Genomic DNA, 26,623 nt, shown 5'->3' with positions numbered 1-26,623 from the left:
CCGATTTTCTCTTTTTTATTGGATGCACCATGTTGTCCTCTCTTAAGGCGCGGCTGATCGCCATCGCCGTTTCCATCGTCGTGCTGGCCATGCTGGCCGTCGCCATCGCCAATTTTTACACCACGCGCTCCAGTACCCTGGCCGCGCTCGACACGCAGATGCTGCAGCTGTCGCACAGCCACGCGCAAGCGATTGCCGAATGGCTGCGTTCCAAGCAAGCCGTCGTGGGCTCGCTCAAGCAGGGCGCCACGGCGGCCGATCCGTTGCCGGCCCTGAAGGCGGCCGAGCAGGCGGGCACGTTTGACATGGCGTATATCGGCTTTGCCGACAAGCATGCCGTCTTTTCGCAGGAGCGCCAGCGCGCCGCCGACTACGATCCCACGGCGCGGCCCTGGTACAAGCTGGCGTCCGCAGCGGGCGGCCCCGTCATCACGGCGCCGTACATCGGCGCCAGCACGGGCAAGCTGGTGGTGACGTTTGCCGAGCCGCTGGGCGGCAAGGGCAGCGTGACGGGCGTGCTGGCGGCCGACGTGATGATGGATGCGGTGGTGCAGAACGTCGCCTCGATCAAGCCGACGGCGGCCAGCTACGCCTTCCTCGTCGATGGCGGCGGCAAGATCATCGCCCACCCGGACGGCAAGCTGACCCTGAAACCGCTGGCCGAGCTGGACCCGGGCCTGAGCGCGCAGGCGCTGGCCGATATCGAAAAGAGCGGCGATGGCGCCGCCATCCGCCTGGGCGAGCGCGACGGCATCTTGCATGTAAGTAAGGTGCCGGGCAGCGACTGGCTGCTGGCTACCGTGCTCGACCGTTCGGAAGCGACGCAGGCGCTGAGTTCCATGCTGCGCGCCTCGGCCCTGACGGCCTTGCTGGTGCTGGCCCTGGCCGCCGCCGTATTGAGCGCACTGGTGGCGCGCGCCCTGCGCCGCCTGGGACTGGTGCGCGATGCGATGGAAGCGATCGCCACGGGCGACGGCGACCTGACCAGCCGCCTCGATGCGGAAGGCGCGGATGAGCTGGCGCAGATCGCCCAGGCGTTCAATTTGTTCGTGGAAAAGATCGCCACCGTGCTGGTGCAGATCCGCAGCATCAGCACCCTGGTGCGCAGCGAATCGGCCGATATTGCCGCCGGCAACGCCGACCTGTCCTCGCGCACGGAAGCGCAGGCGGGGGCGCTGGAAGAGACGGCCAGTTCGATGGACGAGCTGACCTCGACCGTCAAGCAGAATGCGGAAAACGCGCATGCGGCCAACGAGCTGGCCGTGTCCGCCTCGGAAGTGGCGGCCAAGGGCGGCCGCGTGGTGCAGCAGGTGGTGGGGACCATGGCGGGCATCCAGGAAAGCTCGCGCAAGATCGTCGACATCATCGGCGTGATCGACGGCATCGCCTTCCAGACGAATATCCTGGCCTTGAACGCGGCCGTCGAGGCGGCGCGCGCGGGCGAGCAGGGCAGGGGCTTTGCCGTGGTGGCATCCGAAGTGCGCAACCTGGCGCAGCGTTCGAGCCAGGCGGCCAAGGAAATCAAGGAGCTGATCGGCGACTCGGTGGAGAAGGTGGGCGCCGGCGGCAGGCTCGTCGATGAGGCGGGCCAGACCATGGACCAGGTGGTGGCGTCGGTGCAGCAACTGACGTCCATCATGAGCGAGATCACGGTGGCCAGCCGCGAACAGAGCGCCGGCATCGGCGAGATCAATACGGCCGTCACGCACATGGATACCATGACGCAGCAAAATGCGGCCCTCGTCGAACAGGCGGCGGCGGCCGCGGAAAGCTTGCAGGAGCAGGCGGTGGACCTGGCGCAGGCCGTCGGCATGTTCCGCCTCGGTGATGCGGGCCCTGCCGCGGCGCCTGCGCCCGTGACGCGCCTCAAGGCCAAGCCGGCCGCGCCAGCGCCGCACGCGCCGGCCCGCGCGCTGCCGCCGGCCCGGCCCGTCAAGGCGGCCAGGTCCGGCGCCGACGAGTGGGAAGAGTTTTAAGCGCCTGTAAGCGCAGCAGCAAATCGGCGTTTATCCGCGTTTTTGTCAGGCCAGCCTGCCAAAAACGCAGTTCGTCGCAATCGGCGTGTCTGCCGGGGCCGGTATGGCTATAGTGACACCATACCGCAAACCCACTGCCAGACACCCGAGGAGATACAAATGAACGTCGCTAAAAACATGGAAGTCATCGCCGTTGCCGCCGCCATCCTGGTCAGCGCCAGCTGCTACGCCATCGCCCCGGCCGCCCCGGCCCTGCAAGTGGCCAGCACCACGGCCACCCTGGCCGCACCGGCGGGCAAAGCCGCCATGCAAGTGGTGGTAGTCAAGGCCAAGCGCCTGAGCGGCGCCGAAAAAGCCCGTTTCGCGTAATCGATTGTCAGCAGTTTTCTGCGCTGCTACAGTGTTGGCCAGTGGCAATGCGCGGGCGTCCCGCGCGGACGCCACGACACATAAAAACAAGATACCGAGGATGCACTACATGAAAAAGACACTGCAACTGGCGCTGCTGTTCCTGGCGACATTGGGCCTGGTGCGCGGCGCGGCCGCCGAGACCCGCCTGCTGGAAATGCGCAACATCGACGCCCGCGTGGTGCGCGTCAAGCTCGATGGCGTGATGGAAGTGCGCATTCGCCAGGGCAATGTGCCTTCGCTGAGCATCACGGCCGACAAGCGCTACATCGCCGATGTCAGCACGGCGCAAAGCGGCGACACCCTGCACATCGAAACGGAAATACGCGGCATCAAGATCGGCCCGTCGTCGATACGCGCCGACCTGGTCTTGCCGAACTTGCGCGAACTGAGCTCGGAAGGCTTTGGCAGCACGGATATCACGGGCTTCAAGGGCGAGGAACTGACCTTGTCGCTGGAAGGGGCGGGCAGCATCAAGCTGGTGGGCGACTACCGCAAGCTCAATGCCAGCCTGGGCGGCGTGGGCAGCATGCAGATCTGGATCGGCAACAATGAGCGCGCGGAACTGGACTTGCAGGGCGCCGGCTCGGTGGTGCTGGGCGGGCGCGGGCGCCTGCTGAAGGCCAGCCTGGGCGGCCTGGGCAGCCTGAATGCGCAGCAATTCGAAGCCGATGCCGTCAACCTGGAGTTGAGCGGCCTCGGTAATGCCACGGTGAATGCCCATACGAATGCCAAGCTGAACCTGAGCGGACTCGGTTCGGTGGTGGTGTACGGCAAGCCGGCCAACCGCGATGTCAGCGTCGAGGGCCTGGGCAAAGTGAGCTGGAAATAAGGATGTCCGTGCATGCCGCAAGGCGTGTTCCGATAAAAGTACAGTCAGACCTCTTCCCATTCCGATGAAAAAACTGATCATTACATTACTCATGCTGTGCGTCATACAGCTACCTGCGCGGGCGGGCTTTGTCGAAGGCGCCAGCGCCTACAACAACAAGAATTACGCGCTGGCCTACAAGGAAATATTGCCCCTTGCCAAGACCGGCAACGCCGACGCCCAGCATTTGCTGGGCCTGATGTATTACATGGGCCGGGGCTTGCCGCAGGATTACAAGCAAGCCATGTTCTGGCACCGCAAGGCGGCCGACCAGGGCAAGGCCGATGCCCAGTATGTGGTGGGCGCCATGTATTACACGGGCAACGCCGTGCTGCAGGACCACAAGCAGGCCGTGGGATGGTTCCGCAAGGCTGCCGAGCAGAACCATGCGGAGGCGCAGCAGGTGCTGGGCCTGATGTACCGCTACCACATGGGCGGCGTGCAGCAGGACAACGTGATCGCCTACATGCTGTGGAACCTGGCGGCGGCGAATGGCAATGCGAATGCGGCCGACCAGCGCGCCGCCGTGGTGCGCAAGATGACGCCCGAGCAAGTCGAGGAGGGCCAGACCCTGTCGGCAAAATGGAAACCGGGCACGCCCTTGCCGCGCCAGTCGAAAACGGGCGCCGGCTAAGGGCGGCGGTGGCGTCGGGAGGGCTCCTGGGGAGGGGGCCTGCAAGGCTGGGCGGCTTGGCGTACAATCGCCGTTTTGCCTAGAAAGAGTCCCGCCATGCGTGCAGTTGCCATCAGCCAGCCAGGTCCCGCCGACGTTCTGCAGATCGCCGAGCGGCCCGTTCCCGCCTTCAAGGCAGGCGAATTGCTGATCAAGGTGCACGCGGCCGGCATCAACCGCCCCGACGTGCTGCAGCGCCTGGGCAAGTATGCGCCGCCGGCGGGCGCCTCGGACTTGCCGGGCCTGGAGGTGGCGGGCGAAGTGGTCGATGGCGATTTCGCCAATACCGCATTCAGCAAGGGCGACCTGGTCTGCGCGCTGGTGCAGGGCGGCGGCTATGCCGAGTACTGCGCGGCGCCTCCCGGCCAGTGCCTGCCCTTGCCGAAAGGCTTGACGGCGCTGGAAGGCGCGTCCCTGCCGGAAAACTTCTTTACCGTGTGGAGCAATGTCTTCGACCGCTGCGCGCTGGCCGATGGCGAAACCCTGCTGGTGCAGGGCGGCACGTCCGGTATCGGCGTGGCGGCCATCCAGCTGGCGGCCGCGCTGGGTCATCGCGTGTTCGCCACGGCGGGCAGCGACGACAAGGCGCGCGCCTGCGAAGCGCTGGGCGCCGAACGGGGCATCAATTACCGCACGGAAGATTTCGTGGCGGTCGTCAAGGAACTGACTGGCGGCCGCGGCGTCGACGTCATCCTCGACATGGTGGGCGGCGACTACCTGCCGCGCGAAATCGATTGCCTGGCCGACGATGGCCGCATCGGCCTGATCGCCGTGCAGGGCGGCACCAAGGCGGAGCTGGACCTGGGTAGCTTGCTGCGCCGTCGCCTGACGGTGACGGGTTCCACCCTGCGTCCCCGTTCCGTCGCCTTCAAGGCAGCCATCGCCAACCATCTGCGCACGACCGTCTGGCCCCTGATCGAGGCGGGCAAGATCAAGCCCGTGATCTACAAAACTTTCCCTTTGGAAAAAGCCAACGAGGCGCATGCCTTGATGGAGGCGAGCACGCACGTGGGCAAGATCATGTTGCAAGTTGCCTGAAACGGGGCACTGCCTGTTTGACCGGCATCGGTGCCGGAGTTAGAATGACGGGTTATTAGAATTTAGGCTACTATGCGTCGCAAACTCGTCGTCGGAAATTGGAAAATGAACGGCAGTCGCACCTCGAACGTGGTGTTATTGTCTGAAATAGTTGCTGGCCTGGCTGCCTCTGGCGCCGCCAGCGCCGTCTGCGTGCCCGCGCCGTATCTGGCGCAGTGCCAGGCGCAATTGGCAGGCTCGGCTCTGGGCTGGGGCGCGCAGGATGTGTCCGCGCACGCCAGCGGTGCCTACACGGGAGAAATCTCGGCCGCCATGCTGCAGGATTTTGGCTGCAGCTATGTAGTGATCGGGCATTCCGAGCGCCGTGCCTACCATGGCGAGAGCGATGCGCAAGTGGCGGCCAAGACGGTTGCCGCGCTGGCGGCGGGCATCACGCCCATCGTCTGCATCGGCGAGACGCTGGCGCAGCGCGAAGCGGGCCAGACGAATGCCGTGGTGGCGCAGCAGCTGGGCGCCGTGCTGGCAGCCATCGGCGGCGACGACGTGGCGAAACTGGTGCTGGCCTACGAGCCGGTCTGGGCCATCGGCACGGGCAAGACGGCGACGCCGCAAATGGCGCAGGACGTGCATCAGGAGTTGCGCGGCCAGCTGGCGGCAAAGAATGCGGTAGCGGCGGCCGGCGTGCAGATCCTGTATGGCGGCAGCATGAAGCCGGAGAACGCAAAAGAATTGATGGCGATGCCGGATATCGATGGCGGTCTGATCGGTGGAGCAGCATTGAAGGCGGCGGATTTCCTGGCGATTATTCACGCTGCTGATTGAATTACTTTAAACTAAGAATGGAATTGCAATGAACATGATGTTCAATCTGGTAGTGGTGGTACAGGTTATTTCGGCATTGTCGATTATCGCGCTGGTGTTGCTGCAGCACGGCAAGGGCGCCGACATGGGTGCCGCCTTCGGTTCGGGCGCATCGGGCAGCCTGTTCGGTGCGACGGGTTCGTCGAACTTCATGTCGAAGTCGACGGGCGTTGCCGCCGCGATCTTCTTCGGCGCCACCCTGGCCCTGTCGCTGATGGCCAATCAGCGCGCCACCACGGTGGGCGGCGGCGTGATGGATAAAGTCGTCAAGCCAGTGCCGGTGACCGGCGCGGGCGCGATCCCGACGACGGTGCCTGCAGCAGCTCCGGCTGCCAGCGCTCCGGCAGCGGCAGCCCCGGTTGCCAGCACCCCGGCCGGCGCGATTCCGAAGTAATTCTGTATCAGCTCGATACCTCATCGAGAGTAATTCTCATTACGGGCAGATTATTGCTCAATGTTTTGGCAGTGCGGCAGGAAAAAATCGTGGCGCGCTGGAAGATGTAAAAATTTATCGTTTTTATCTGTGTTTTGATGCATTTGTGCATTAACTTTAGCGCCAAAGCAGAGTAGAATACGGGCCTTACCGCCGACGTGGTGAAATTGGTAGACACGCTATCTTGAGGGGGTAGTGGCGAAAGCTGTACGAGTTCGAGTCTCGTCGTCGGCACCAGAAATCAGAAGCCAGCAACGGCGCACGAGCCATGGCTCGTACAAAGTTGCTGGCTTTTTTTACGAGGATGTGTCGTTCGATCCTGGTCTTAGCTTTGATTGGGGTCGTGCGTTAGATACGCTGCAAATGATCGCAGCGTCCTCATTTAACCGATCGTTCAATATAAGCTCATCAATCGTGAACCTCGAAAATTACTTCCCCGTCCTGCTGTTCATTATTATCGGCCTTGGTGTCGGTATCGCTCCCCAGCTCCTGGGGCGCCTGTTAGGTCCTAACAAGCCTGACGCAGCAAAACTCTCCCCGTACGAATGTGGCTTTGAAGCATTCGAAGACGCGCGCATGAAATTTGATGTGCGCTACTATCTGGTCGCAATCCTGTTTATTTTGTTCGATCTGGAAACGGCATTCTTTTTCCCGTGGGGCGTTGCAATGCGCGACCTGGGCTGGGCCGGTTTCGTCACGATGATGGTGTTCATCGCTGAATTCGTGGTCGGATTTTGGTACATTTGGAAGAAAGGTGCCCTTGACTGGGAATAAGCCATGGCTATTGAAGGCGTATTAAGCGAAGGTTTCATCACCACCTCGGCCGACAAGCTGATCAACTGGGCGCGCACCGGGTCTATGTTCCCGATGACGTTCGGTCTGGCCTGCTGTGCGGTCGAAATGATGCATGTGGGCGCAGCCCGCTACGATATGGACCGTTTTGGCGTCGTGTTTCGTCCGTCGCCGCGTCAGTCCGACGTCATGATCGTTGCCGGTACCCTGTGCAACAAGATGGCGCCGGCCCTGCGCAAGGTCTACGACCAGATGGCAGAGCCACGCTGGGTCATCTCGATGGGTTCCTGCGCCAATGGCGGCGGGTACTACCATTACTCCTACTCTGTGGTGCGCGGCTGTGACCGCATCGTGCCCGTCGACGTGTATGTGCCTGGCTGTCCTCCGACCGCTGAAGCCTTGTTGTACGGCATCATGCAGTTGCAGAACAAGATCAAGCGTACCAGCACGATCGCACGCTAACGGGGCCGCTTCAGATTATGACAACACATTTAGAAGTATTGCAAAACGCCCTCGGCACTGCCCTGGGCGAACGCGTTAGCACGACCGTTGCGCTGGGCGAAGTCACCTTGCTCGTCAAGGCCGAGGACTACCTGGGCGTGATGCAGACCCTGCGCGACGATCCGGCCCTGCATTTCGAGCAATTGATCGATCTGTGCGGTGTCGACTACTCGACCTACGGCGACGGTAGCTGGGATGGCCTGCGTTACGCGGCCGTCTCGCACCTGCTGTCGGTCAAGCACAACTGGCGCGTGCGCGTGCGCGTGTTCGCGCCGGATGACGACATGCCGCTGCTGCCTTCCGTAGTGGGCATCTGGCGTGCCGTCAACTGGTACGAGCGCGAAGCGTTCGACCTGCTGGGCATCCTCTTCGAAGGCCACAACGACTTGCGCCGCCTGCTGACCGACTACGGTTTCATCGGCCATCCGTTCCGCAAGGATTTCCCCGTCTCCGGCTATGTCGAGATGCGCTACGATCCGGAACAAAAGCGCGTGATTTACCAGCCCGTGACGATCGAGCCGCGGGAAAACGTGCCGCGCGTGATCCGCGAAGAACATTACGGGATGAAATAATGGCTGAGATTAAGAACTACACCCTGAACTTTGGGCCGCAGCATCCGGCCGCGCACGGTGTGCTGCGCCTGGTGCTGGAGATGGATGGCGAAGTCATCCAGCGCGCCGACCCGCATATCGGCCTGCTGCACCGCGCCACCGAGAAGCTGGCCGAGCAAAAGACCTATCTGCAATCCGTGCCGTACATGGACCGTCTCGACTATGTGTCGATGATGTGCAATGAACACGCGTACGTGATGGCCATCGAAAAGATGCTGGGCCTGGAAGTGCCCCTGCGCGCGCAATACATCCGCGTCATGTTCGACGAGATGACGCGCATCCTGAATCACCTGATGTGGCTGGGCACCCACGCGCTGGACGTCGGCGCCATGGGCCCGTTCCTGTATTGCTTCCGCGACCGCGAAGACTTGTTCGACGCCTACGAGGCAGTGTCGGGCGCGCGCATGCACGCGGCCTACTACCGTCCGGGCGGCGTGTACCGCGACCTGCCGGACGCGATGCCGCAGCACAAGGCGTCGATCATCCGCAACGCAAAAGCGATTTCCAAGCTGAACGAAAACCGCCAGGGTTCGCTGCTGGACTTCATCGAAGACTTCGCGCGCCGTTTCCCGAACTCGGTGGACGAGTACGAAACCCTGCTGACCGACAACCGTATCTGGAAACAGCGTACCGTCGGCATCGGCGTGGTCTCGCCGGAAGATGCGCTGGCCATGGGCTTTACGGGCGCCATGCTGCGCGGCTCGGGCGTGCAGTGGGACTTGCGCAAGAAACAGCCGTACGAAGTGTACGACCTGATGGATTTCGACATTCCTATCGGCACCAACGGCGATTGCTACGACCGCTACCTGGTCCGCGTGGAAGAGCTGCGCCAGTCGAACCGCATCATCAAGCAATGCGTGGAGTGGCTGCGCAACAATGAAGGTCCTGTCATGACCAGCAACCGCAAGGTGGCGCCTCCGGGCCGCGTCGACATGAAGACCAACATGGAATCCTTGATTCACCACTTCAAGCTGTTTACGGAAGGTTTCCACGTGCCGCCAGGCGAGGCCTACAGCGCCGTGGAACATCCGAAGGGCGAGTTCGGCGTGTACCTGGTGTCCGATGGCGCCAACAAGCCGTACCGCATGAAACTGCGCGCGCCAGACTACGCCCACTTGCAGTCGCTCGACGAGATGGCGCGTGGGCACATGCTTGCCGACGCCGTGACCATCATCGGGACGCAAGATATCGTGTTCGGCAGTATTGACCGCTAAGAGGCAAAAAGTATGTTGTTATCAGAGCAATGCTATAAGAAAATTGACCGCGAGCTGGCCAAGTACCCGGCCGACCAGCGTCAGTCGGCCGTCATGGCCGCTCTGGCCCACGCCCAGGATGAACTGGGCTGGCTGGCGCCGGAAACCATGAAGGAACTGGCCGATTACATCGGCATGCCGGCGATTGCCGTGCAGGAAGTGGCCACGTTCTACAATATGTACAACGTGAAACCCGTGGGCAAGCACAAGATCACCGTGTGCACCAACCTGCCATGCGCCCTGTCGGGCGGCGTGCGCGCTGCAGACTACCTGAAGCAGAAACTGGGTATCGATTTCCGCGAAACCACCCCTGACGGCCAGTTCACCCTGGTTGAAGGCGAGTGCATGGGTGCTTGCGGCGATGCGCCTGTCTTGCTGGTCAGTAATAAAACCATGTGCAGCTGGATGTCGAACGAGAAAATCGACGCCATGCTGGAGGAACTCAAGAAATGACGTCACTCCACAACCGCCATATCGATCCATTGATCCTGAAGGATCTGGATGGCAAGAACTGGCATTTGCAAGATTATGTGAACCGCGGCGGCTATTCGGCCCTGCGGCGTATCCTGGAAGAGAAAATCACGCCGGAACAGATCATCGCCGACCTCAAGGCTTCGTCCTTGCGCGGCCGTGGCGGCGCGGGTTTTCCTACCGGCTTGAAGTGGAGCTTCATGCCGCGCCAGTTCCCGGGTCAAAAATACCTCGTCTGCAATACAGATGAAGGCGAACCGGGCACTTTCAAGGACCGCGACATCATTCGTTACAATCCCCATGCGCTGATCGAAGGCATGGCCATTGGCGCTTATGCGATGGGCATCACCGTCGGCTATAACTATATCCACGGTGAAATCTTCCAGGAATACCTGCGTTTCGAAGAAGCGCTGGAAGAGGCGCGCGCCGCCGGTTTCCTGGGCGACAAGATCATGGGCAGCGAGTTCTCGTTCCAGTTGCATGCGCACCATGGTTATGGCGCCTACATCTGCGGCGAAGAAACGGCCCTGCTGGAATCGCTGGAAGGCAAGAAAGGCCAGCCGCGCTTCAAGCCGCCTTTCCCTGCCTCGTTTGGCCTGTACGGCAAGCCGACGACGATCAACAACACGGAAACCTTCGCGGCCGTGCCATTCGTGCTGAACATCGGTCCGGAGAAATACCTGGCCATGGGCAAGCCGAACAATGGCGGTTCGAAGATCTTCTCGATCTCGGGCGACGTGGAAAAACCGGGCAACTACGAAGTGCCGCTCGGCACCCCGTTTGCGACCCTGCTGGAACTGGCAGGCGGCATGCGCGGTGGCAAAAAGATCAAGGCCGTGATCCCTGGCGGTTCGTCCGCTCCGGTGATCCGCGGCGACATCATGATGCAGACCGACCTGGACTATGACTCGATCGCGAAAGCCGGTTCGATGTTGGGTTCGGGCGCCGTCATCGTGATGGACGAAACACGCTGCATGGTAAAGGCGCTGGAACGCCTGTCCTACTTCTACTTTGAAGAATCGTGCGGCCAGTGTACGCCTTGCCGTGAAGGCACAGGCTGGATGTACCGCATGGTGCACCGCATCGAGCAGGGGCAGGGTCGTCCAGACGACCTGGACATGCTCAACTCGATCGCCGACAACATCCAGGGCCGCACCATTTGCGCGCTGGGCGATGCGGCTGCCATGCCGGTACGGGCCTTCATTAAGAATTTCCGTGAAGAATTTGAATATCATATCGAGCACAAGCATTGCTTAGTGCCCGCATATATCTAAGCTGCGTCAGGTAACGATCACCATGGTTGAAATCGAAATAGACGGCAAAAAAGTCGAAGTCCCTGCTGGTAGCATGGTGATGGACGCCGCCAACAAATTGGGAACCTACATTCCGCACTTCTGCTATCACAAGAAATTGTCGATTGCAGCGAACTGCCGCATGTGCCTGGTCGAAGTGGAAAAGGCGCCCAAGCCTTTGCCCGCTTGTGCGACCCCGGTCAGTGCCGGCATGATCGTGCGCTCCGCCAGCGATAAAGCTGTGCAGGCGCAAAAGTCGGTCATGGAATTCTTGCTGATTAACCACCCGCTCGATTGCCCTATCTGCGATCAGGGCGGCGAATGCCAGTTGCAAGACTTGGCCGTGGGCTACGGCAAGAGCGAATCGCGCTACAAGGAAGACAAGCGCGTCGTGCAGCCGAAGGAAGCCGGTCCGCTGGTCTCCATGCAGGAAATGTCGCGCTGCATCCAGTGCACCCGCTGCGTACGCTTTGGCCAGGAAGTGGCCGGCGTGATGGAGCTGGGCATGATCGGCCGCGGCGAACACTCGGAAATCGTGTCCTTCGTGGGCCAGACGGTCGACTCCGAACTGTCGGGCAACATGATCGACCTGTGCCCCGTCGGCGCACTGACCTCGAAGCCGTTCCGCTACAGCGCCCGTACGTGGGAACTGTCGCGCCGCAAATCGGTCAGCCCGCATGACGGCCTGGGCGCGAACCTGATCGTGCAAGTGAAAGCTGGCAAGGTCAAACGCGTATTGCCGCTGGAAAACGAAGCCGTCAACGAGTGCTGGATCTCGGACAAGGACCGTTTCTCGTACGAAGCGCTGGACAGCGCCGAGCGCCTGACCACCCCGATGCTGAAACAAGGCAACGAGTGGAAGGAAGTCGATTGGCAAACGGCGCTGGAATACGTGGCGCACGGTTTGAAAAACATCAAGCACGAGCATGGCGCCGACGCCATCGCCGCGCTGGCAACGCCGCATTCGACCGTCGAAGAGCTGGTCCTGCTGCAAAAAGTGGCCCACGGTCTCGGTTCCGAGCACGTCGACTTCCGCCTGCGCCAGACCGACTTCGCGCTGGACGCGTCCGTCAAGCCATGGCTGGGCATGCCGATCAACGAATTTGGCCAGATCAAGCGCGCCTTCGTCATCGGCTCGTTCCTGCGCAAGGACCACCCGTTGCTGGCCACGCGTTTGCGCGCGTCCGTCAAGGGCGGCGCCAAGCTGTCGATCCTGCACGCCTCCGACGATGAGCAGCTGATCACCATCGCCAACAAGATGATCGTCGCGCCTAGCGATTGGCTGGCGGCCTTGTCGGAAGTGGTCGTCGCTGTTGCTAAAGCGAAAGAAGTCGCCGCGCCAGCCGGTTTCGAAGCGATTGCCGCTTCGGACGTGGCCGTTGCGATTGCCGCCAGCCTGATGGCGGGCGACAACGGCGCCGTGCTGCTGGGTAACGCGGCAACGCAACACCCGCAAGCGTCGCAGCTGCATGCTGCTGCGCAATGGATCGCCGAACAGACGGGCGCCAAGCTGGGCTACCTGACGGAAGCGGCCAACACGGTCGGCGCGCACCTGGTCGCCAAGCCGCGCGCCAATGCGCAAGCTGCGTTTGCCGTGCCGAAGAAAGCCTACGTGCTGCTGCACGCGGAGCCGGAACTCGATGCCGCCAATCCACATGCGGCCCGCGCCGCCCTGGACAAGGCCGAGATGGTCGTGGCCATGTCGGCCTTCAAGCACGGCATGGATTACGCCGATGTCTTGCTGCCGATCGCCCCGTTCGCTGAAACCTCGGGCACCTTCGTGAACTGCGAAGGCCGCGCGCAAAGCTTCAACGGCACCGTGAAACCGCTGGCGGAAACCCGTCCAGCCTGGAAAGTGCTGCGCGTCCTGGGCAACATCCTGGGCTTGGCCGGTTTCGACTACGACACTTCCGAAGCGATCCGCGACGAAGCGTTTGGCGCCGGTGTGACCGACCTGTCGGCACAGCTGAACAACATCGCCAAGAACGCGCCGGAAGCGGCAGCGTACGCACCGGCATCGTCGGCGCTGCAACGCATCGCCGACGTGCCGATCTACTTCGCCGACGCTCTGGTACGCCGCTCCGAACCGCTGCTGCGCACGGTCGATGGCGCCGCGCCGCAAGCCCATCTGTCGCCAGCATTGGCCGAGACGCTGGGCATCAAGGCCGGCGACAAGGTCAAAGTGGCGCAAGGCTCCGGCAGCGCCATCCTGGTGGCGGCACTCCATGCCGGCCTGCCAGCCAATGTGGTCAAAGTGTCGGCGGCGCATGCCTCGACGGCTGGCCTGGGCGGCATGTTCGGTGACATCACAGTTGAAACAGCAGAGGGGAAAATCTGATGGCTCTGCCTGAATTTGTAAACGTCATCAACAGCAGCGGCCAGGATTTGCTGGGCGGCTCCTGGCCGTTCTTCTGGACCCTGATCAAGATCGTCTGCGTGCTGCTGCCGCTGATGGGCCTGGTTGCCTACCTGACCTTGTGGGAACGCAAGCTGATCGGCTGGATCCAGATCCGCGTGGGTCCGAACCGCGTGGGCCCGCTGGGCTTGCTGCAACCGATCGCCGATGCGCTGAAACTCTTGTTCAAAGAGATCATCATCCCGTCCAAGGCCGCCAAGGGCCTGTTCGTGATCGGCCCGATCATGACCATCATGCCGGCCCTGGCCGCCTGGTCGGTCGTGCCCTTCGGTCCGCAAGCCGTGCTGGCCAACGTCAACGCAGGCTTGCTGATGCTGCTGGCGATTACCTCGATGGAAGTCTACGGCATCATCATCGCCGGCTGGGCTTCGAACTCGAAGTACTCGTTCATGGGCGCCATGCGCGCTTCGGCACAGATGATTTCGTATGAGATCCCGATGGGCTTCGTGATGGTCATCGTGCTGATGGTCTCGGGCAGCCTGAACTTCATCGACATCGTCGGCGGCCAGCAAATCGGCTTCTTCGCCGACAAGGGCGTGAACTTCATGTCGTGGAACTGGCTGCCGCTGCTGCCGATGTTCGTCATCTACCTGGTGTCGGGCCTGGCCGAAGCCAACCGCCACCCGTTCGACGTCGTCGAAGGCGAGTCGGAAATCGTGGCCGGCCACATGGTTGAATATTCGGGCATGGCCTACGCCATGTTCATGCTGGCCGAATACGCCAACATGATCCTGATCGGCGCCCTGGCTTCGATCATGTTCCTCGGTGGCTGGTCCGCACCATTTGCTTTCCTTGAGTTCTGGGGTGGTTTCGGCGGCTTCTTCTGGCTGTTCGCCAAGACCTTCTTCATCGTGTCGGTGTTCATCTGGGTGCGCGGTACTTTCCCACGCTACCGTTATGACCAGATCATGCGCCTCGGCTGGAAAGTGTTTATCCCGTTGACGCTGGTCTACCTGGTCTTCGTCGCTGCCTGGATGCAGACATCCTGGAATATTTGGAAGTAAGAGAGTGCATACGAATGGATAAGGTAAAAGATTTCTTCAGCAGCCTCTTGTTAGGCGAGCTGATCAAGGGCATGGCGTTGACAGGCAAGTACATGTTTTCGCGCAAGATCACGGTGCAATTCCCGGAAGAGAAGACACCGATCTCGCCGCGTTTCCGTGGCTTGCACGCGCTGCGCCGCTACCCGAACGGCGAGGAACGTTGCATCGCCTGCAAACTGTGCGAAGCGGTTTGCCCGGCGATGGCCATCACGATCGAATCGGAACAGCGTGACGACGGCTCGCGCCGCACCACGCGTTACGATATCGACTTGACCAAGTGCATCTTCTGCGGTTTCTGCGAAGAGTCCTGCCCGGTCGATTCGATCGTCGAGACGCAAATCCTGGAATACCACGGCGAGAAACGCGGGGATTTGTATTACACGAAAGAGATGTTGCTGGCCGTGGGTGATCGTTATGAAAATGACATCGCCGCTGCGCGCGCCGCCGACGCACCTTATCGCTGATGGATGCGCCGCAGCTGAAAAGCTGCGGCGCGCCCCTCGTTCATCTGTACGTCTATTGGGTTTTTTATGGACTTTAAAACAATTTTGTTTTACGCCTTCGCGCTGATCTTGATTCTGGCAGCGACGCGCGTCATCACGGCCCGTAATCCGGTCCACGCAGTACTGTTCCTGGTGCTGTCCTTCTTTTCCGCAGCGGGCATCTGGATGCTGCTGCAAGCTGAATTCCTGGCCATCGTGCTGGTATTGGTGTACGTCGGCGCCGTGATGGTGCTGTTCCTCTTCGTGGTCATGATGCTCGATATCAATATCGACCGCATGCGCGAAGGTTTCTGGGGCTATCTGCCGCTGTCCGTGACGGTGGGCGTGATCATCGTGCTGGAAATGGCTGCCGTCCTGTGGCACGGTTTCCGCAACTTTGCGCCGAGCATCGCTCCCGTGAACGTCAACCTGGGCGGCACCAAGGAACTGGGCCTGCTGATCTACACGAAATATGTGTTTGCTTTCGAGATCGCCGCCGTCGTGCTGCTGGTGGCTATCGTTGCCGCGGTTGCACTGACCCTGCGCAAACGCAAGGACACCAAGCATTTTGCTCCAGGCGATGCGGTACGCGTCAAGCGCAACGACCGCCTGAAGATCATCAAGATGGACGCGGTCGTCGAGCGTCCTGCAGCTGAGCCGGAAGTTAAGGAGGCACCATGACATTATCGCTCACACATTTTCTGGTCCTGGGCGCGATCCTGTTCGCAATCTCGATCGTCGGTATTTTCCTGAACCGCAAGAACATCATCGTATTGCTGATGGCAATCGAATTGATGCTGCTGGCGGTGAATATGAATTTCATCGCGTTCTCCCATTTCATGGGCGACGCGGCCGGTCAGATCTTCGTTTTCTTCATCCTGACGGTTGCCGCCGCTGAGTCGGCTATCGGTCTGGCTATTCTGGTGGTGATGTTCCGTAATCTGGATACCATCAACGTCGAAGACCTGGACAGCCTCAAAGGCTGATGTTTTTCAGACTCGATCTCTCGAATAATAACGATTAAGGTTCATCATGGCGGGGCAACTCCTCAACCCTAACCTCCTTCTTGCCGTACCGCTGGCGCCGCTGGCCGGTGCCGCGATTGCAGGCTTGCTTGGCACCCAGTTCCTGGGTAATTTGGTCGGACGCAAGACGTCGCATACCGCGACGATCCTGGGCGTACTGATTGCGTTCATCCTGTCCGTGCAGACACTGCTGGCAGTGATGGATGGCGCGACATTCAATGGCACGATCTATAACTGGATGACGATCGGCACCCTGAAGATGGAAGTGGGCTTCCAGATCGATTCGCTGTCGGCGATGATGATGTGCGTGGTCACCTTCGTCTCCCTGATGGTGCACATCTACACGATCGGCTACATGAAGGACGACGAAGGCTACAACCGCTTCTTCGCCTACATCTCGCTGTTCACGTTCTCGATGCTGATGCTGGTCATGGCCAACAACTTCCTGCAGCTGTTCTTCGGCTGGGAAGCCGTCGGCCTGGTCTCCTACCTCTTGATCGGTTTCTGGTACCAGCGTCCGACGGCCATCGTGGCCAACATGAAGGCTTTCCTCGTCAACCGCGTGGGCGACTTCGGCTTCATCCTGGGCATCGGCCTGCTGCTGGCGTTCGCCGGCACCATGAACTACCAGGAAGTATTCGCCAAGAAAGACGAACTGGCGCTGCTGACGATGCCAGGCACCGACTGGGCCCTGCTGACCGTGGCCTGCATCTGCCTGTTCATCGGCGCGATGGGCAAGTCGGCGCAGTTCCCGCTGCACGTGTGGCTGCCTGACTCGATGGAAGGTCCTACCCCGATCTCGGCACTGATCCACGCCGCGACGATGGTAACGGCGGGTATCTTCATGGTCTCGCGCATGTCGCCGCTGTTCGAACTGTCCGACACGGCACTGTCCTTCATCCTGGTGATCGGCTCCATCACGGCGCTGTTCATGGGCTTCCTGGGCATCATCCAGAACGACATCAAGCGCGTCGTCGCTTACTCAACCCTGTCGCAGCTGGGCTACATGACCGTGGCGCTGGGTTCGTCCGCGTACTCCGTGGCCGTGTTCCACCTGATGACGCACGCATTCTTCAAGGCACTGCTGTTCCTGGGCGCCGGTTCCGTCATCATCGGCATGCACCATGACCAGGACATCCGCAACATGGGCGGCCTGCGCAAATACATGCCGATCACCTGGATCACTTCCCTGATCGGTTCGCTGGCCCTGATCGGCACGCCGCTGTTCTCCGGTTTCTACTCGAAAGACAGCATCATCGAAGCCGTCGAAGCGACGCACATCTGGGGCGCTGGCTTTGCCCAGTTCGCCGTGCTGGCTGGCGTGTTCGTCACCGCGTTCTACTCGTTCCGCATGTATTTCCTCGTCTTCCACGGCAAGGAACGTTTCGGCCAGGCGCATGCGCATGGCCATGACGACCATCACGCACCGAAAGCGGCCCATGGCGCGCACGGCGATGCGCATGACGACCATCACGAAGAGGAAGAGGACGACCACGGCCACCACGGTCTGGAACCTGGCCAGAAGCCGCATGAGTCGCCGTTCGTCGTATGGTTCCCGCTGGTGATGCTGGCGATCCCGTCGCTGATCATCGGCTACCTGACGATCGGTCCGATGCTGCATGGCGATTTCTTCAAGGGCGTGATCTTCGTCGGCGAAAACCATCCAGCAATGGAAGAGTTGTCGCATGAATTCCACGGCGCAATGGCGATGGCGATCCACGGCCTGTCGACGGCACCGTTCTGGCTGGCATTGTCCGGCGTGGTGGCAGCCTACTACTGCTACATGGTCAACCCGCGCGTACCGGCCTGGTTCTTTGCCAAGTTCCACGCGATCCACACCCTGCTGGACAACAAGTACTACATGGACAAGTTCAATGAAGTCGTGTTCGCCGGCGGTGCCCGCTTGCTGGGTAATGGCCTGTGGAACTTCGGTGACAAGAAGCTGATCGATGGCCTGCTGGTCAACGGTAGCGCCAAGGTCGTCGCCTGGCTGTCCTCGCTGTCGCGGGTGCTGCAGACCGGCTACATCTATCACTATGCATTCGTGATGATCCTGGGCGTGCTGGGCTTCCTGATCTATTTCCTGCCATTCTGGCCCGCTAAGTAAGCTGACCTGATAAAAGAATACTGAGAACCATGATGCAGTCTACGATTTCTACACTACCTCCTTACCTGAGTCTGTCAATCTGGGTGCCGATCATTTGCGGCGTCCTGGTCCTGGCTCTCGGCCGTGACAGCAAAGCGGGCTTTACCCGCTGGCTGTCGCTGGCTGGCGCCGTGCTCAGCATGCTGTGCACCTTGCCGCTGATCCAGCATTTCGACAACGCCGCCCACGGCATGCAATTCGTCGAGAAGTCGCCCTGGATTGAAACCTTCAATATCTGGTACTCGCTGGGCATCGACGGCCTGTCCCTGTGGTTCGTGCCGCTGACGGCCTTCATCACGGTGATCGTGGTGATTTCTGCATGGCAAGTGATCGAGAAGCGCATCGCCCAGTACATGGGCTCCTTCCTGATCCTGTCGGGCCTGATGATCGGCGTGTTCTGCGCGCTGGACGGCTTGCTGTTCTACTTCTTCTTTGAAGCAACCCTGATTCCGATGTTCATCATCATCGGTATCTGGGGCGGCTCGAACCGCGTGTACGCGTCGTTCAAGTTCTTCCTGTACACCTTCTTCGGCTCGCTGCTGACCCTGGTTGCCATCATCTACCTGCGCAATGTGTCGGGCACCTTCGACATCCTGGCCTGGCATGCGTTCAAGCTGACGATGAACGAACAGATCTTCATCTTCCTGGCCTTCCTGATGGCGTTTGCCGTCAAGGTGCCGATGTTCCCCGTGCACACGTGGTTGCCGGACGTCCACGTGGAAGCGCCAACGGGCGGTTCCGCCGTGCTGGCCGCCATCATGCTGAAACTGGGCGCATATGGGTTTCTCCGCTTTTCGCTGCCGATCACGCCGGACGCCAGCCACTACCTGTCGGGCTTCATGATCGCCTTGTCGCTGATCGCCGTCATCTACATCGGTCTGGTTGCCCTGGTGCAAACCGACATGAAAAAACTGGTCGCCTATTCGTCGATCGCCCACATGGGTTTCGTCACCCTGGGCTTCTTCATGTTCAACGACATCTCGGTGCAGGGCGGTATCGTGCAGATGGTGTCGCACGGCTTCATCTCCGGCGCCATGTTCCTGTGCATCGGCGTGCTGTATGACCGCATGCATACCCGCAACATCGCCGACTACGGCGGCGTCGTGAACCGCATGCCGAAATTTGCCGCCTTCTTCGTGCTGTTCTCGATGGCCAACTGCGGTTTGCCTGCCACGTCCGGCTTCGTCGGCGAGTTCATGGTGATCCTGGGCGCGGTGAAATTCAACTTCTGGATCGGCTTGCTGGCTGCAACGGCACTGATCTGGGGCGCGGCGTACTCGCTGTGGATGGCCAAGCGCGTGGTATTCGGCAAGATCAAGAACAAGCACGTGGCCGAACTGACCGACATCAACAAACGTGAATTCTTCATGCTTGCTGTGCTGGCCATCGCCGTGCTCGTGATGGGTCTGTACCCAGCCCCGTTCACCGACACGATGCAAACTTCGGTTGCCGACCTGCTGCAGCATGTCGCCACCAGCAAGTTGCCTTAAATAGAAGACCGATAACATGACTAATGCACCTAATCTGGTACCGCTGTACGCGGAAATCTTTCTGCTGATCGCCACGTCGGCGCTCTTGCTGATCGATATGTTCTTGCCTGCGGCGAAGCGTTCGATCACCTACGCGCTGTCCCTGCTGACGTTGGCAGGCTGCGCCTTGCTGACCGTGGGCGACTTCAACGCGGGCACCACCGTCTACACGTTCCACAACATGTTCGTGTCGGACCCGATGTCGCAGCTGCTGAAACTGTTCTCGTACGGCGCCGTGGCGCTGACCCTGATCTACTCGCGTGCCTACGCTACCGACCGCAACATGCTGTCGGGTAACCTGGGCGGCGAGTTCTACGTGCTGGCCCTGTTTGCACTGCTGGGCCAGATGATCATGATCTCGGCCAACAATTTCCTGATCATCTACCTGGGTCTGGAACTGATGTCGCTGTCGCTGTACGCGCTGATCGCCTTGCGCCGTGACAATGCCAAGGCCACGGAAGCGGCCATGAAATACTTCATCCTGGGCGCACTGGCTTCCGGTTTCATGTTGTACGGTATCTCGATGCTGTACGGCGCGTCCGGCACCCTGGACCTGGGCGAACTGCGCGTGGCGCTGGAAAACGGCAAGACCAACGGCACCATCATGGTCTTCGGCCTGGTGTTCCTGGTCGCCGGCCTGGCCTTCAAACTGGGCGTCGTGCCATTCCACATGTGGGTGCCTGACGTGTATCAAGGTTCGCCAACGGCCGTGACCCTGCTGCTGGGCGGCGCGCCGAAACTGGCCGCGTTTGCCATTACCCTGCGTTTGCTGGCCGAGGGCTTGCTGCCGATGGCGCATGACTGGCAGCAAATGCTGCTGGTGCTGGCCGTGATGTCGCTGGCCATCGGCAACTTCACCGCCATCGCACAAACCAATCTGAAGCGCATGCTGGCGTATTCGACCATTGCGCAAATGGGCTTCGTGCTGCTGGGCCTGCTGTCGGGTACCGTCGATGCGCCGAACAATACCCTGAACGCGGCTGGCGCAGCCACCGCCTACGGCGCTTCGATGTACTACGTCATCACCTATGTGTTCACCACCCTGGGTACCTTCGGCGTGATCATGTTGCTGGCACGTAATGGTTTCGAAGCAGAAGAACTGGCCGACTTCAAGGGCCTGGGCAAACGCAGCCCGATCTTCGCGCTGGTGATGACCCTGTTCATGTTCTCGCTGGCCGGCGTGCCGCCGCTGATGGGCTTCATGGCCAAGTACTCGGTGCTGGCATCGGTGTTGGCCACGGGCCAGCTGTGGCTGACCATCGCCGCCGTGCTGTTCTCGCTGATCGGCGCTTTCTACTACCTGCGCGTCGTGAAAATGATGTGGTTCGACGAGCCTGCGGATAGCAATGCGCTGGTCGTGCATGGCGACATGCGCGTGGTGCTGGCCCTGAACGGCGTGTTCGTCCTGGCGCTGGGCGTGATGCCTAACAGCATCCTGGCGGCCTGCGCTTCGGCCATCACCAAGACGCTGGCGTCCTGACCGATGGATGTCACCGTCTCGAGCTGGCTGGTGATCGCCCTGGGCATCCTGGGCGCCAACCTGCCATTCTTGAACGAGAAGCTGTTTGCCGCCGTGCCGTTGAAAAAAGCCGCGCCGGCGGAGCAGGGCTGGCGCAAGCCGCTGGCACTGCGCCTGCTGGAGATGGTGGTGCTGTACTTCATCGTCGGCGCCGTGGCATTCGCGCTCGAAGCGCGCATCGGCAACGGTTTCCCGCAGACGTGGGAATTCTATGCCATCACGGGATGCCTGTTCCTCGTGCTGGCCTTCCCCGGCTTTGTCGCACGCTACCTGCGCAAACGGCGCTAGAACGCTGACCAAACCTACTGCGCGTCGCGCTTTGCGGCCTGCGATGCTCACTGTGCTCAAGCACAGTTCCGCTTCTCAGCCACAAATCACTGCCGCTCGCTACGGTTTTGTCAGTGTTCCTCCCCTCCGAAAGCGGCGCCTCTGGCGCCGTTTTTTATTGAATAAAGGAATTTCATGGATACGAATCTGATTGAAACCAAAGTGGACGGCGAGCTGGCCTACCAGGGCGGCTTCCTGCGCGTGCAGCGCGACCGGGTGACACTGCCCGATGGCAAGATCACGGTGCGCGAATTCATCCTGCATCCGGGCGCCGTCGTCATCCTGCCGCTGCTCGACGACGGCAGCGTACTGATGGAGCGCCAGTACCGCTATCCGCTGGACCGCGTGTTCATCGAATTCCCGGCCGGCAAGATCGACGCAGGCGAGTCCCACCTGGCCTGCGCCCAGCGCGAATTGCTGGAAGAGACGGGCTACACGGCGACCGACTGGCAGTTCGTCTCCACCATCCACAACGCCATCGCCTATTCCGACGAGCACCTGGAGCTGTTCCTGGCACGGGGCCTCGTGGCCGGCGAGCGTCGCCTCGACGACGGCGAGTTCCTGGAAACGTTCACGACGACCGTGCCGCAGCTGCTCGACTGGGTCAGGGATGGCACGATCACGGACGTGAAGACGGTCATCGGCATCTTCTGGCTCGACAAGATCACCAGCGGCGCCTGGCAGCCGGCCTGACCTTGCGCATGCGCAAGGCGCTCTTCCTGCTGCTCGCTGGTGCCGCTCTGGGGGCGCAGGCGCAGACGCGCACGCCGTTCCAGGTGCGCTGCGAAGACACGATCAGCAAGACGGTGTCGGTGCTGACGGTGCAGCAGAACGGCTACAGCATCGACACGCATCTGTCGTACAAGGCGCTGACGGTGATGAAGGGCATGGCGCGGCCCAATACCTGGGTGCTGGGCCTGACGAAGACGGATTCGCAGGTGCAGATTGCCCTGGCCGGGCCCATGCTGCAAGATCCTGCCAGCGGCTACGAATGCGTGGCGCCGCAGATATCCGTCAAGCTCAACTACGCTCCCGTGGTGATTTACATCGGCCGCGAGTTCGCCCCCGGCAGCTGCGCGTATGATGAGATACTCGCGCACGAGCTGCGGCACATGAAAACCTATATGGAGCATCTGCCGCGCGTGGAAAAGACCGTGCGCGCCGCGCTGGCCCGGCGTTTCGAGGCGCGGCCCCTGTATGCGCCCAGCGGAACGGCCAGGGCGGCGCTGGCGCGCGAGATCGATACGGGCTGGTTGCCGTATATCAAGGCCGAGATGCGCAGGGTGGAAGTCTTGCAGGCGGCCATCGATTCGCCGCAGGAATATGCGCGCCTGGGCAAGGCGTGCAATGGCGACATCCAGAATATATTGGCGGGCAAGGCACGGCCCGCCCAGCAGTGACACGACAAGGAAACGCATGACAGCAGCAGCATCGAATCGCCCCCGCTATTTTGCGCTGATCCCCGCCGCCGGCGTGGGCGCGCGCATGGAGGCGGGCAGCCCCAAACAATACCTGCTCATCGCCGGCAAGCCCATGTTGCGCCACGCCGTGGACGCCTTTCTCGCCAGCCCCCTCATCGCGCACACGTACATCGTGGTCAGCGCGGACGACGGGCAGATCGATGGCCTGGTGCCGGATCAAGGCGTGACGGTCCTGCGCTGCGGCGGCGCCACGCGCATGGAGACGATCCTGAATGCCTTGCAGGCGCTGCACGGCAGCATCGCCGCGCACGACCAGGTGCTGGTGCACGACGCGGCCCGTCCCGGCCTGACGCCGGCACTGATCGGCAAACTCATCAACGAGGTGGGCGAGCATCCGGCCGGCGGCTTGCTGGCCTTGCCCGTGGTCGACACCGTCAAGCGGGCGGGCCCGGCCAATATGTCGGCGCAGACCGTGCCGCGCGACGGCCTGTGGCTGGCGCAGACGCCGCAGATGTTCAGCTATGCCTTGCTGCACCGGGCCCTGTCGCAGGCGCCCGACCCGCAGGCGATCACGGACGACGCCAGCGCCGTCGAGGCGCTGGGGCTGGCGCCCAGGCTCGTCGAGGGCCACCCGCGCAACCTGAAGGTGACCTTGCCGCGCGACATACAAACGGCCGAGCTGTATCTGGCCCATTCCTGAATTGTAAAGAGACCCGCATGAACACAACGACTCCCGTACTGCCTTTCCGCATCGGCCAGGGCTATGACTGCCACGCGCTGGTGGAAGACCGCGACCTGATCATCGGCGGCGTGAAGATTCCCCATCACCTGGGCCTGCTCGGCCATTCCGACGCGGACGTGCTGCTGCACGCCATCACGGACGCCATCTTCGGCGCCGCCGCCCTGGGCGACATCGGCCGCCATTTCCCCGATACGGATGCGCAATTCAAGGGCGCCGATTCGCGCACCCTGCTGCGCGAAGCAGTGCGCCGCGTGCAGGCCGCCGGCTATATTATCGGCAATATCGACGCCACCATCATCGCCCAGCGCCCGAAGATGGCGCCGCACATCGCCGCCATGTGCGCCAACGTGGCCGAAGACCTGGGCGTATCGGCGGGGCAGGTGAACATCAAGGCCAAGACGAATGAAAAGCTGGGCTATCTGGGCCGCGAAGAGGGTATCGCGGCCGAAGCCGTGGCCTTGCTGCTGCGCGCCTGAGGCGGCGGGCGGTAAATATTGCTGATTTTTAATGATTTCTGTGAATTAATATTTCCAAAGTGAAATTTGGTGAAAATTTAACGTTGTTGTCATGATAATATGCGTGCGCATTTTAGACGCGACAAGACGTCATCTTTCTAACCACGGGAATATTAGAGAACGGAATCATATGAAGAGTCGTATGCAGGGGCCGGTATTGCGCTGGCTGGGCGCCAGTCTGCTGGCCATGGCCATGCTGGCCGGATGTGGCGGCGGAAGCGGCAATGATGGCAGCGTCGTGACGCCGCCCGCGGCCGTCGTGCCGCAGCCCGCCATTCTGTTTGCCGGCGCCGTGTCAGCGGCGGCCGAAGGCGCCGACGCGATCGGCACCATGGGTGCGCCCATCGAACTCGATGCGAGCGGCAGCAAGGATAGCGATGGCAATACCTTGACCTTTGCCTGGAGCATCGTCTCCAAGCCGGCGGACAGCGCGCTCAAGCTGGACGCTGCCAGCGCGGCCAAGCTCAACTTCCAGGCCGACGTGCTGGGAACGTATGTCTTCAAGCTGCGCCTGGCCAATGGCAAGGGCGGCTGGGTCGACAAAAATGTCACGGTACTGGTCAATAACCGGGTGCCGAACGCCGTCGTGGTGGTCAATGCCACCTTTACGGCGCAGCCGGTCGTCAAGCCAGCCATGGCCATATCGGTGGGCTCCGGCATCGTCCTCGACGCCACGGGCAGTACCGATGCGGATGGCGACAAGGTCACCACCACGTGGGAATTGATGCAGAAACCGTCCGGCAGCGCGTCCGTGCTGTATGCCGCAGGTCAAACGGCCCGTTTCTCGCCGGATGTGCTGGGCCTGTACATCGTGCGCGCCCGTGGCGCGGACGGGAAGGGAGCCTATGCCGAGACGGTGTACCAGTTCGACGCCAACAACAGCTTGCCGACGGGCGTGATCCAGGGCACGGTGGCTGTCGTCAGCCGCAACAATCAAACGGTTCCCGTCGGCCAGCCGGTGGTGACCAGCGGCATCCTCAGCTATGACGAGGGCGGCGCGAAATTGACCTACGCCTGGACGGTGGACAGCCGGCCTGCCGGTTCCGTTGCGACGCTGGGCGCCGCCACGGCTGCCATACCATCGTTCACGCCGGACGTGGCCGGTGCTTACGTGCTGTCGCTGACAGTGAGCAATGGCCGCCAGACAGCGGTCGCCTACCTGAAACTCAATGCCGTCACCTCGACCTCGAGCGTGCTCGCGTTGCCGTTCAAGCCGCTGGATATGCGTTACAGCGTGGCGACCGATCGCCTGGTCGCCATCACGGCCGAGCCGAACGCCATGAAAGTCATCAATCCGGTCGATGGCGCCATCACCAGCATCGATCTGCCGACGACGGTCAAGGCCTTCAATCTGAGCCCGGATGGCAAGCTGGCCGGCGTGCTGCATGATGGCGTGGTCAGCCTCGTGGACCTGGTCGCCGGCACCGTGCTGAAGTCGACGGGTACCGGCGGCACGCAAACGGAAGTATTCGTCACCAACGACGGCGTGGTCTTCCTCTCGGGCCAGACGCTGTCTTCCTCGGCGCGGCCGGCGGTCGCCGTGATCAATGCCCGCACGGGGCAGGCTTTGCCTGCGCTCGATTACGGCGCCGGCGGCGGCTTCTACGGCGTCCTGCGCGGCGCGTTCGCCGTATCGAAGAGCAAGGTCTTTCTCGCGCCGGCTGGCAGCTCCAGCCTCTCGTATTTCACCTTCGATCCGCAAACGAATGCCATCCTGACCAGCGGCAGCGTTTACGGCGATTACTACATGACGTCGCCGTTCTTCCTGTCGCCGAAGGAAGATCTGCTGTTTTCCGCAAACGGTTCGTATTTCAATACCGAAACGCTGAAATATGTGGGGCACTTCATCCTTGGTAATGGCAACAGCGGCCAGAGCAACACCATCCTGTCGATGAGCTATTCGCCCACCACGGCGGAAGTGCTGCTGATGGAAAGCTCGCTTGAGTACGTTTCTTCGGGCTACGATACGACGTACCAGACCAGCTACAAGAAATATAGCGGCGAATTGCTGTTCCCTGCAGGCAGCGTCAGCCTGCCCGTGATCGGCGGCGAAGCCAGCTATGGCCTTGGCGTCTTCCATACATCGGCCGGCGAGTTGCTTGCGGTGGTGCAGACGGGCGGCGCGCAGAAGGGTTACGCGCGCGCCAAGTACTACCTCGTGTATCGCTGATCGCATGCAAACGGCGGCGCGTCCGCCGTGCAAGATGTGATATTTTAGAAGGCGGCGGGATGGCCAACACCATCCCGGCCGCCTTTTTTCATAGCCGACACAGGAGAA

Annotated in this window: 27 protein-coding genes and 1 tRNA gene; all 28 read left to right on the top strand. The window is 61.4% G+C overall.

Features of this window, described 5'->3' with window-relative positions:
• Nucleotides 1-29 precede the first annotated feature (29 nt).
• The 28 genes from GCN74_RS13110 to GCN74_RS12975 all read left to right on the top strand — a co-directional run bounded on the left by GCN74_RS13110 (nucleotide 30) and on the right by GCN74_RS12975 (nucleotide 26,515).
• Complete coding sequence (locus GCN74_RS13110; RefSeq protein ID WP_193317066.1) at nucleotides 30-1,976, top strand: methyl-accepting chemotaxis protein; 1,947 nt, start codon at nucleotides 30-32, stop codon at nucleotides 1,974-1,976.
• Between the two features lie 159 nt (nucleotides 1,977-2,135).
• Nucleotides 2,136-2,345, top strand: coding sequence for a hypothetical protein (locus GCN74_RS13105; RefSeq protein ID WP_152257091.1), 210 nt, complete (start codon nucleotides 2,136-2,138; stop codon nucleotides 2,343-2,345).
• Nucleotides 2,346-2,454: 109 nt separating this feature from the next.
• Complete coding sequence (locus tag GCN74_RS13100) at nucleotides 2,455-3,216, top strand: GIN domain-containing protein (RefSeq protein ID WP_152257090.1); 762 nt, start codon at nucleotides 2,455-2,457, stop codon at nucleotides 3,214-3,216.
• Between the two features lie 64 nt (nucleotides 3,217-3,280).
• Nucleotides 3,281-3,889, top strand: coding sequence for a tetratricopeptide repeat protein (locus tag GCN74_RS13095; protein ID WP_152257089.1), 609 nt, complete (start codon nucleotides 3,281-3,283; stop codon nucleotides 3,887-3,889).
• Between the two features lie 96 nt (nucleotides 3,890-3,985).
• Nucleotides 3,986-4,966, top strand: coding sequence for an NAD(P)H-quinone oxidoreductase (locus GCN74_RS13090; RefSeq protein ID WP_152257088.1), 981 nt, complete (start codon nucleotides 3,986-3,988; stop codon nucleotides 4,964-4,966).
• A gap of 72 nt (nucleotides 4,967-5,038) precedes the next feature.
• Nucleotides 5,039-5,788 carry a triose-phosphate isomerase gene (gene tpiA, locus GCN74_RS13085; RefSeq protein WP_152257087.1) on the top strand — a complete coding sequence of 250 codons (750 nt, stop codon included), beginning with the start codon at nucleotides 5,039-5,041 and terminating at the stop codon, nucleotides 5,786-5,788.
• A 28-nt stretch (nucleotides 5,789-5,816) separates the two neighbouring features.
• Nucleotides 5,817-6,221 (top strand): preprotein translocase subunit SecG, encoded by a 405-nt coding sequence (secG, locus tag GCN74_RS13080; protein WP_034749996.1) that lies wholly within the window; start codon nucleotides 5,817-5,819, stop codon nucleotides 6,219-6,221.
• Between the two features lie 191 nt (nucleotides 6,222-6,412).
• Nucleotides 6,413-6,497 (top strand) — tRNA-Leu (locus GCN74_RS13075).
• A gap of 177 nt (nucleotides 6,498-6,674) precedes the next feature.
• Entirely contained in the window at nucleotides 6,675-7,034 is a 360-nt protein-coding gene (locus GCN74_RS13070; RefSeq protein ID WP_010399734.1) for an NADH-quinone oxidoreductase subunit A, read from the top strand.
• A gap of 3 nt (nucleotides 7,035-7,037) precedes the next feature.
• Nucleotides 7,038-7,514: a NuoB/complex I 20 kDa subunit family protein gene (locus tag GCN74_RS13065; protein ID WP_010399733.1), complete on the top strand. Its 477-nt coding sequence runs from the start codon at nucleotides 7,038-7,040 to the stop codon at nucleotides 7,512-7,514.
• 17 nt (nucleotides 7,515-7,531) lie between these two features.
• A complete protein-coding gene (locus GCN74_RS13060) occupies nucleotides 7,532-8,125 on the top strand; it encodes an NADH-quinone oxidoreductase subunit C (protein ID WP_152257086.1) in 594 nt (197 codons plus the stop codon).
• On the top strand, nucleotides 8,125-9,378 hold the full coding sequence (locus GCN74_RS13055; RefSeq protein WP_010399731.1) for an NADH-quinone oxidoreductase subunit D: 1,254 nt from the start codon (nucleotides 8,125-8,127) through the stop codon (nucleotides 9,376-9,378). The genes GCN74_RS13060 and GCN74_RS13055 overlap by 1 nt, the downstream gene beginning before the upstream one ends.
• A 12-nt stretch (nucleotides 9,379-9,390) precedes the next feature.
• Entirely contained in the window at nucleotides 9,391-9,870 is a 480-nt protein-coding gene (nuoE, locus tag GCN74_RS13050) for an NADH-quinone oxidoreductase subunit NuoE (RefSeq protein WP_034779513.1), read from the top strand.
• Nucleotides 9,867-11,162, top strand: a complete 1,296-nt coding sequence (gene nuoF / locus GCN74_RS13045; RefSeq protein ID WP_010399729.1) for an NADH-quinone oxidoreductase subunit NuoF — start codon at nucleotides 9,867-9,869, stop codon at nucleotides 11,160-11,162. The genes nuoE and nuoF overlap by 4 nt, the downstream gene beginning before the upstream one ends.
• A gap of 22 nt (nucleotides 11,163-11,184) precedes the next feature.
• The gene (gene nuoG, locus GCN74_RS13040) at nucleotides 11,185-13,518 is read left to right on the top strand and encodes an NADH-quinone oxidoreductase subunit NuoG (protein WP_152257085.1); all 2,334 of its coding nucleotides are present in this window, start codon (nucleotides 11,185-11,187) and stop codon (nucleotides 13,516-13,518) included.
• On the top strand, nucleotides 13,518-14,600 hold the full coding sequence (gene nuoH, locus GCN74_RS13035; RefSeq protein WP_152257084.1) for an NADH-quinone oxidoreductase subunit NuoH: 1,083 nt from the start codon (nucleotides 13,518-13,520) through the stop codon (nucleotides 14,598-14,600). The genes nuoG and nuoH overlap by 1 nt, the downstream gene beginning before the upstream one ends.
• A gap of 14 nt (nucleotides 14,601-14,614) precedes the next feature.
• Entirely contained in the window at nucleotides 14,615-15,103 is a 489-nt protein-coding gene (gene nuoI / locus GCN74_RS13030; RefSeq protein ID WP_010399726.1) for an NADH-quinone oxidoreductase subunit NuoI, read from the top strand.
• A gap of 66 nt (nucleotides 15,104-15,169) precedes the next feature.
• Nucleotides 15,170-15,802: an NADH-quinone oxidoreductase subunit J gene (locus GCN74_RS13025; RefSeq protein WP_034779507.1), complete on the top strand. Its 633-nt coding sequence runs from the start codon at nucleotides 15,170-15,172 to the stop codon at nucleotides 15,800-15,802.
• Nucleotides 15,799-16,107 (top strand): NADH-quinone oxidoreductase subunit NuoK, encoded by a 309-nt coding sequence (nuoK, locus tag GCN74_RS13020; RefSeq protein WP_010399724.1) that lies wholly within the window; start codon nucleotides 15,799-15,801, stop codon nucleotides 16,105-16,107. Before GCN74_RS13025 ends, nuoK begins: the two co-directional genes overlap by 4 nt.
• A gap of 46 nt (nucleotides 16,108-16,153) precedes the next feature.
• On the top strand, nucleotides 16,154-18,253 hold the full coding sequence (gene nuoL, locus GCN74_RS13015) for an NADH-quinone oxidoreductase subunit L (RefSeq protein WP_152257083.1): 2,100 nt from the start codon (nucleotides 16,154-16,156) through the stop codon (nucleotides 18,251-18,253).
• 29 nt (nucleotides 18,254-18,282) lie between these two features.
• Nucleotides 18,283-19,782 (top strand): NADH-quinone oxidoreductase subunit M, encoded by a 1,500-nt coding sequence (locus GCN74_RS13010; RefSeq protein WP_152257082.1) that lies wholly within the window; start codon nucleotides 18,283-18,285, stop codon nucleotides 19,780-19,782.
• Nucleotides 19,783-19,798: 16 nt separating this feature from the next.
• A complete protein-coding gene (gene nuoN, locus GCN74_RS13005; RefSeq protein WP_152257081.1) occupies nucleotides 19,799-21,301 on the top strand; it encodes an NADH-quinone oxidoreductase subunit NuoN in 1,503 nt (500 codons plus the stop codon).
• A gap of 3 nt (nucleotides 21,302-21,304) precedes the next feature.
• Nucleotides 21,305-21,628 (top strand): DUF2818 family protein, encoded by a 324-nt coding sequence (locus GCN74_RS13000; RefSeq protein WP_152257080.1) that lies wholly within the window; start codon nucleotides 21,305-21,307, stop codon nucleotides 21,626-21,628.
• Between the two features lie 174 nt (nucleotides 21,629-21,802).
• A complete protein-coding gene (locus GCN74_RS12995; protein WP_152257079.1) occupies nucleotides 21,803-22,360 on the top strand; it encodes an NUDIX domain-containing protein in 558 nt (185 codons plus the stop codon).
• An 8-nt stretch (nucleotides 22,361-22,368) separates the two neighbouring features.
• Nucleotides 22,369-23,067, top strand: coding sequence for a hypothetical protein (locus tag GCN74_RS12990; protein WP_193317065.1), 699 nt, complete (start codon nucleotides 22,369-22,371; stop codon nucleotides 23,065-23,067).
• A 16-nt stretch (nucleotides 23,068-23,083) separates the two neighbouring features.
• On the top strand, nucleotides 23,084-23,788 hold the full coding sequence (gene ispD / locus GCN74_RS12985; protein WP_152257077.1) for a 2-C-methyl-D-erythritol 4-phosphate cytidylyltransferase: 705 nt from the start codon (nucleotides 23,084-23,086) through the stop codon (nucleotides 23,786-23,788).
• A gap of 17 nt (nucleotides 23,789-23,805) precedes the next feature.
• On the top strand, nucleotides 23,806-24,306 hold the full coding sequence (gene ispF, locus GCN74_RS12980) for a 2-C-methyl-D-erythritol 2,4-cyclodiphosphate synthase (protein ID WP_152257076.1): 501 nt from the start codon (nucleotides 23,806-23,808) through the stop codon (nucleotides 24,304-24,306).
• Between the two features lie 169 nt (nucleotides 24,307-24,475).
• The gene (locus tag GCN74_RS12975; protein WP_152257075.1) at nucleotides 24,476-26,515 is read left to right on the top strand and encodes a PKD domain-containing protein; all 2,040 of its coding nucleotides are present in this window, start codon (nucleotides 24,476-24,478) and stop codon (nucleotides 26,513-26,515) included.
• The last annotated feature ends 108 nt before the right edge of the window (nucleotides 26,516-26,623 follow it).

The sequence above is a fragment of the Janthinobacterium sp. FT14W genome, from assembly GCF_009208755.1.
Taxonomy (GTDB): Bacteria; Pseudomonadota; Gammaproteobacteria; order Burkholderiales; family Burkholderiaceae_D; genus Janthinobacterium; species Janthinobacterium violaceinigrum.
Note: the sequence above shows the minus strand (reverse complement) of the source record. Positions and strands in the feature narration are given on the sequence as shown.

Coding starts and splice junctions, on each gene's coding strand:
- GCN74_RS13110 (WP_193317066.1), top strand. CDS start 30: ATGTTGTCCTCTCTTAAGGCGCGGCTGATCGCCATCGCCGTTTCCATC.
- GCN74_RS13105 (WP_152257091.1), top strand. CDS start 2,136: ATGAACGTCGCTAAAAACATGGAAGTCATCGCCGTTGCCGCCGCCATC.
- GCN74_RS13100 (WP_152257090.1), top strand. CDS start 2,455: ATGAAAAAGACACTGCAACTGGCGCTGCTGTTCCTGGCGACATTGGGC.
- GCN74_RS13095 (WP_152257089.1), top strand. CDS start 3,281: ATGAAAAAACTGATCATTACATTACTCATGCTGTGCGTCATACAGCTA.
- GCN74_RS13090 (WP_152257088.1), top strand. CDS start 3,986: ATGCGTGCAGTTGCCATCAGCCAGCCAGGTCCCGCCGACGTTCTGCAG.
- tpiA (WP_152257087.1), top strand. CDS start 5,039: ATGCGTCGCAAACTCGTCGTCGGAAATTGGAAAATGAACGGCAGTCGC.
- secG (WP_034749996.1), top strand. CDS start 5,817: ATGAACATGATGTTCAATCTGGTAGTGGTGGTACAGGTTATTTCGGCA.
- GCN74_RS13065 (WP_010399733.1), top strand. CDS start 7,038: ATGGCTATTGAAGGCGTATTAAGCGAAGGTTTCATCACCACCTCGGCC.
- GCN74_RS13060 (WP_152257086.1), top strand. CDS start 7,532: ATGACAACACATTTAGAAGTATTGCAAAACGCCCTCGGCACTGCCCTG.
- GCN74_RS13055 (WP_010399731.1), top strand. CDS start 8,125: ATGGCTGAGATTAAGAACTACACCCTGAACTTTGGGCCGCAGCATCCG.
- nuoE (WP_034779513.1), top strand. CDS start 9,391: ATGTTGTTATCAGAGCAATGCTATAAGAAAATTGACCGCGAGCTGGCC.
- nuoF (WP_010399729.1), top strand. CDS start 9,867: ATGACGTCACTCCACAACCGCCATATCGATCCATTGATCCTGAAGGAT.
- nuoG (WP_152257085.1), top strand. CDS start 11,185: ATGGTTGAAATCGAAATAGACGGCAAAAAAGTCGAAGTCCCTGCTGGT.
- nuoH (WP_152257084.1), top strand. CDS start 13,518: ATGGCTCTGCCTGAATTTGTAAACGTCATCAACAGCAGCGGCCAGGAT.
- nuoI (WP_010399726.1), top strand. CDS start 14,615: ATGGATAAGGTAAAAGATTTCTTCAGCAGCCTCTTGTTAGGCGAGCTG.
- GCN74_RS13025 (WP_034779507.1), top strand. CDS start 15,170: ATGGACTTTAAAACAATTTTGTTTTACGCCTTCGCGCTGATCTTGATT.
- nuoK (WP_010399724.1), top strand. CDS start 15,799: ATGACATTATCGCTCACACATTTTCTGGTCCTGGGCGCGATCCTGTTC.
- nuoL (WP_152257083.1), top strand. CDS start 16,154: ATGGCGGGGCAACTCCTCAACCCTAACCTCCTTCTTGCCGTACCGCTG.
- GCN74_RS13010 (WP_152257082.1), top strand. CDS start 18,283: ATGATGCAGTCTACGATTTCTACACTACCTCCTTACCTGAGTCTGTCA.
- nuoN (WP_152257081.1), top strand. CDS start 19,799: ATGACTAATGCACCTAATCTGGTACCGCTGTACGCGGAAATCTTTCTG.
- GCN74_RS13000 (WP_152257080.1), top strand. CDS start 21,305: ATGGATGTCACCGTCTCGAGCTGGCTGGTGATCGCCCTGGGCATCCTG.
- GCN74_RS12995 (WP_152257079.1), top strand. CDS start 21,803: ATGGATACGAATCTGATTGAAACCAAAGTGGACGGCGAGCTGGCCTAC.
- GCN74_RS12990 (WP_193317065.1), top strand. CDS start 22,369: ATGCGCAAGGCGCTCTTCCTGCTGCTCGCTGGTGCCGCTCTGGGGGCG.
- ispD (WP_152257077.1), top strand. CDS start 23,084: ATGACAGCAGCAGCATCGAATCGCCCCCGCTATTTTGCGCTGATCCCC.
- ispF (WP_152257076.1), top strand. CDS start 23,806: ATGAACACAACGACTCCCGTACTGCCTTTCCGCATCGGCCAGGGCTAT.
- GCN74_RS12975 (WP_152257075.1), top strand. CDS start 24,476: ATGAAGAGTCGTATGCAGGGGCCGGTATTGCGCTGGCTGGGCGCCAGT.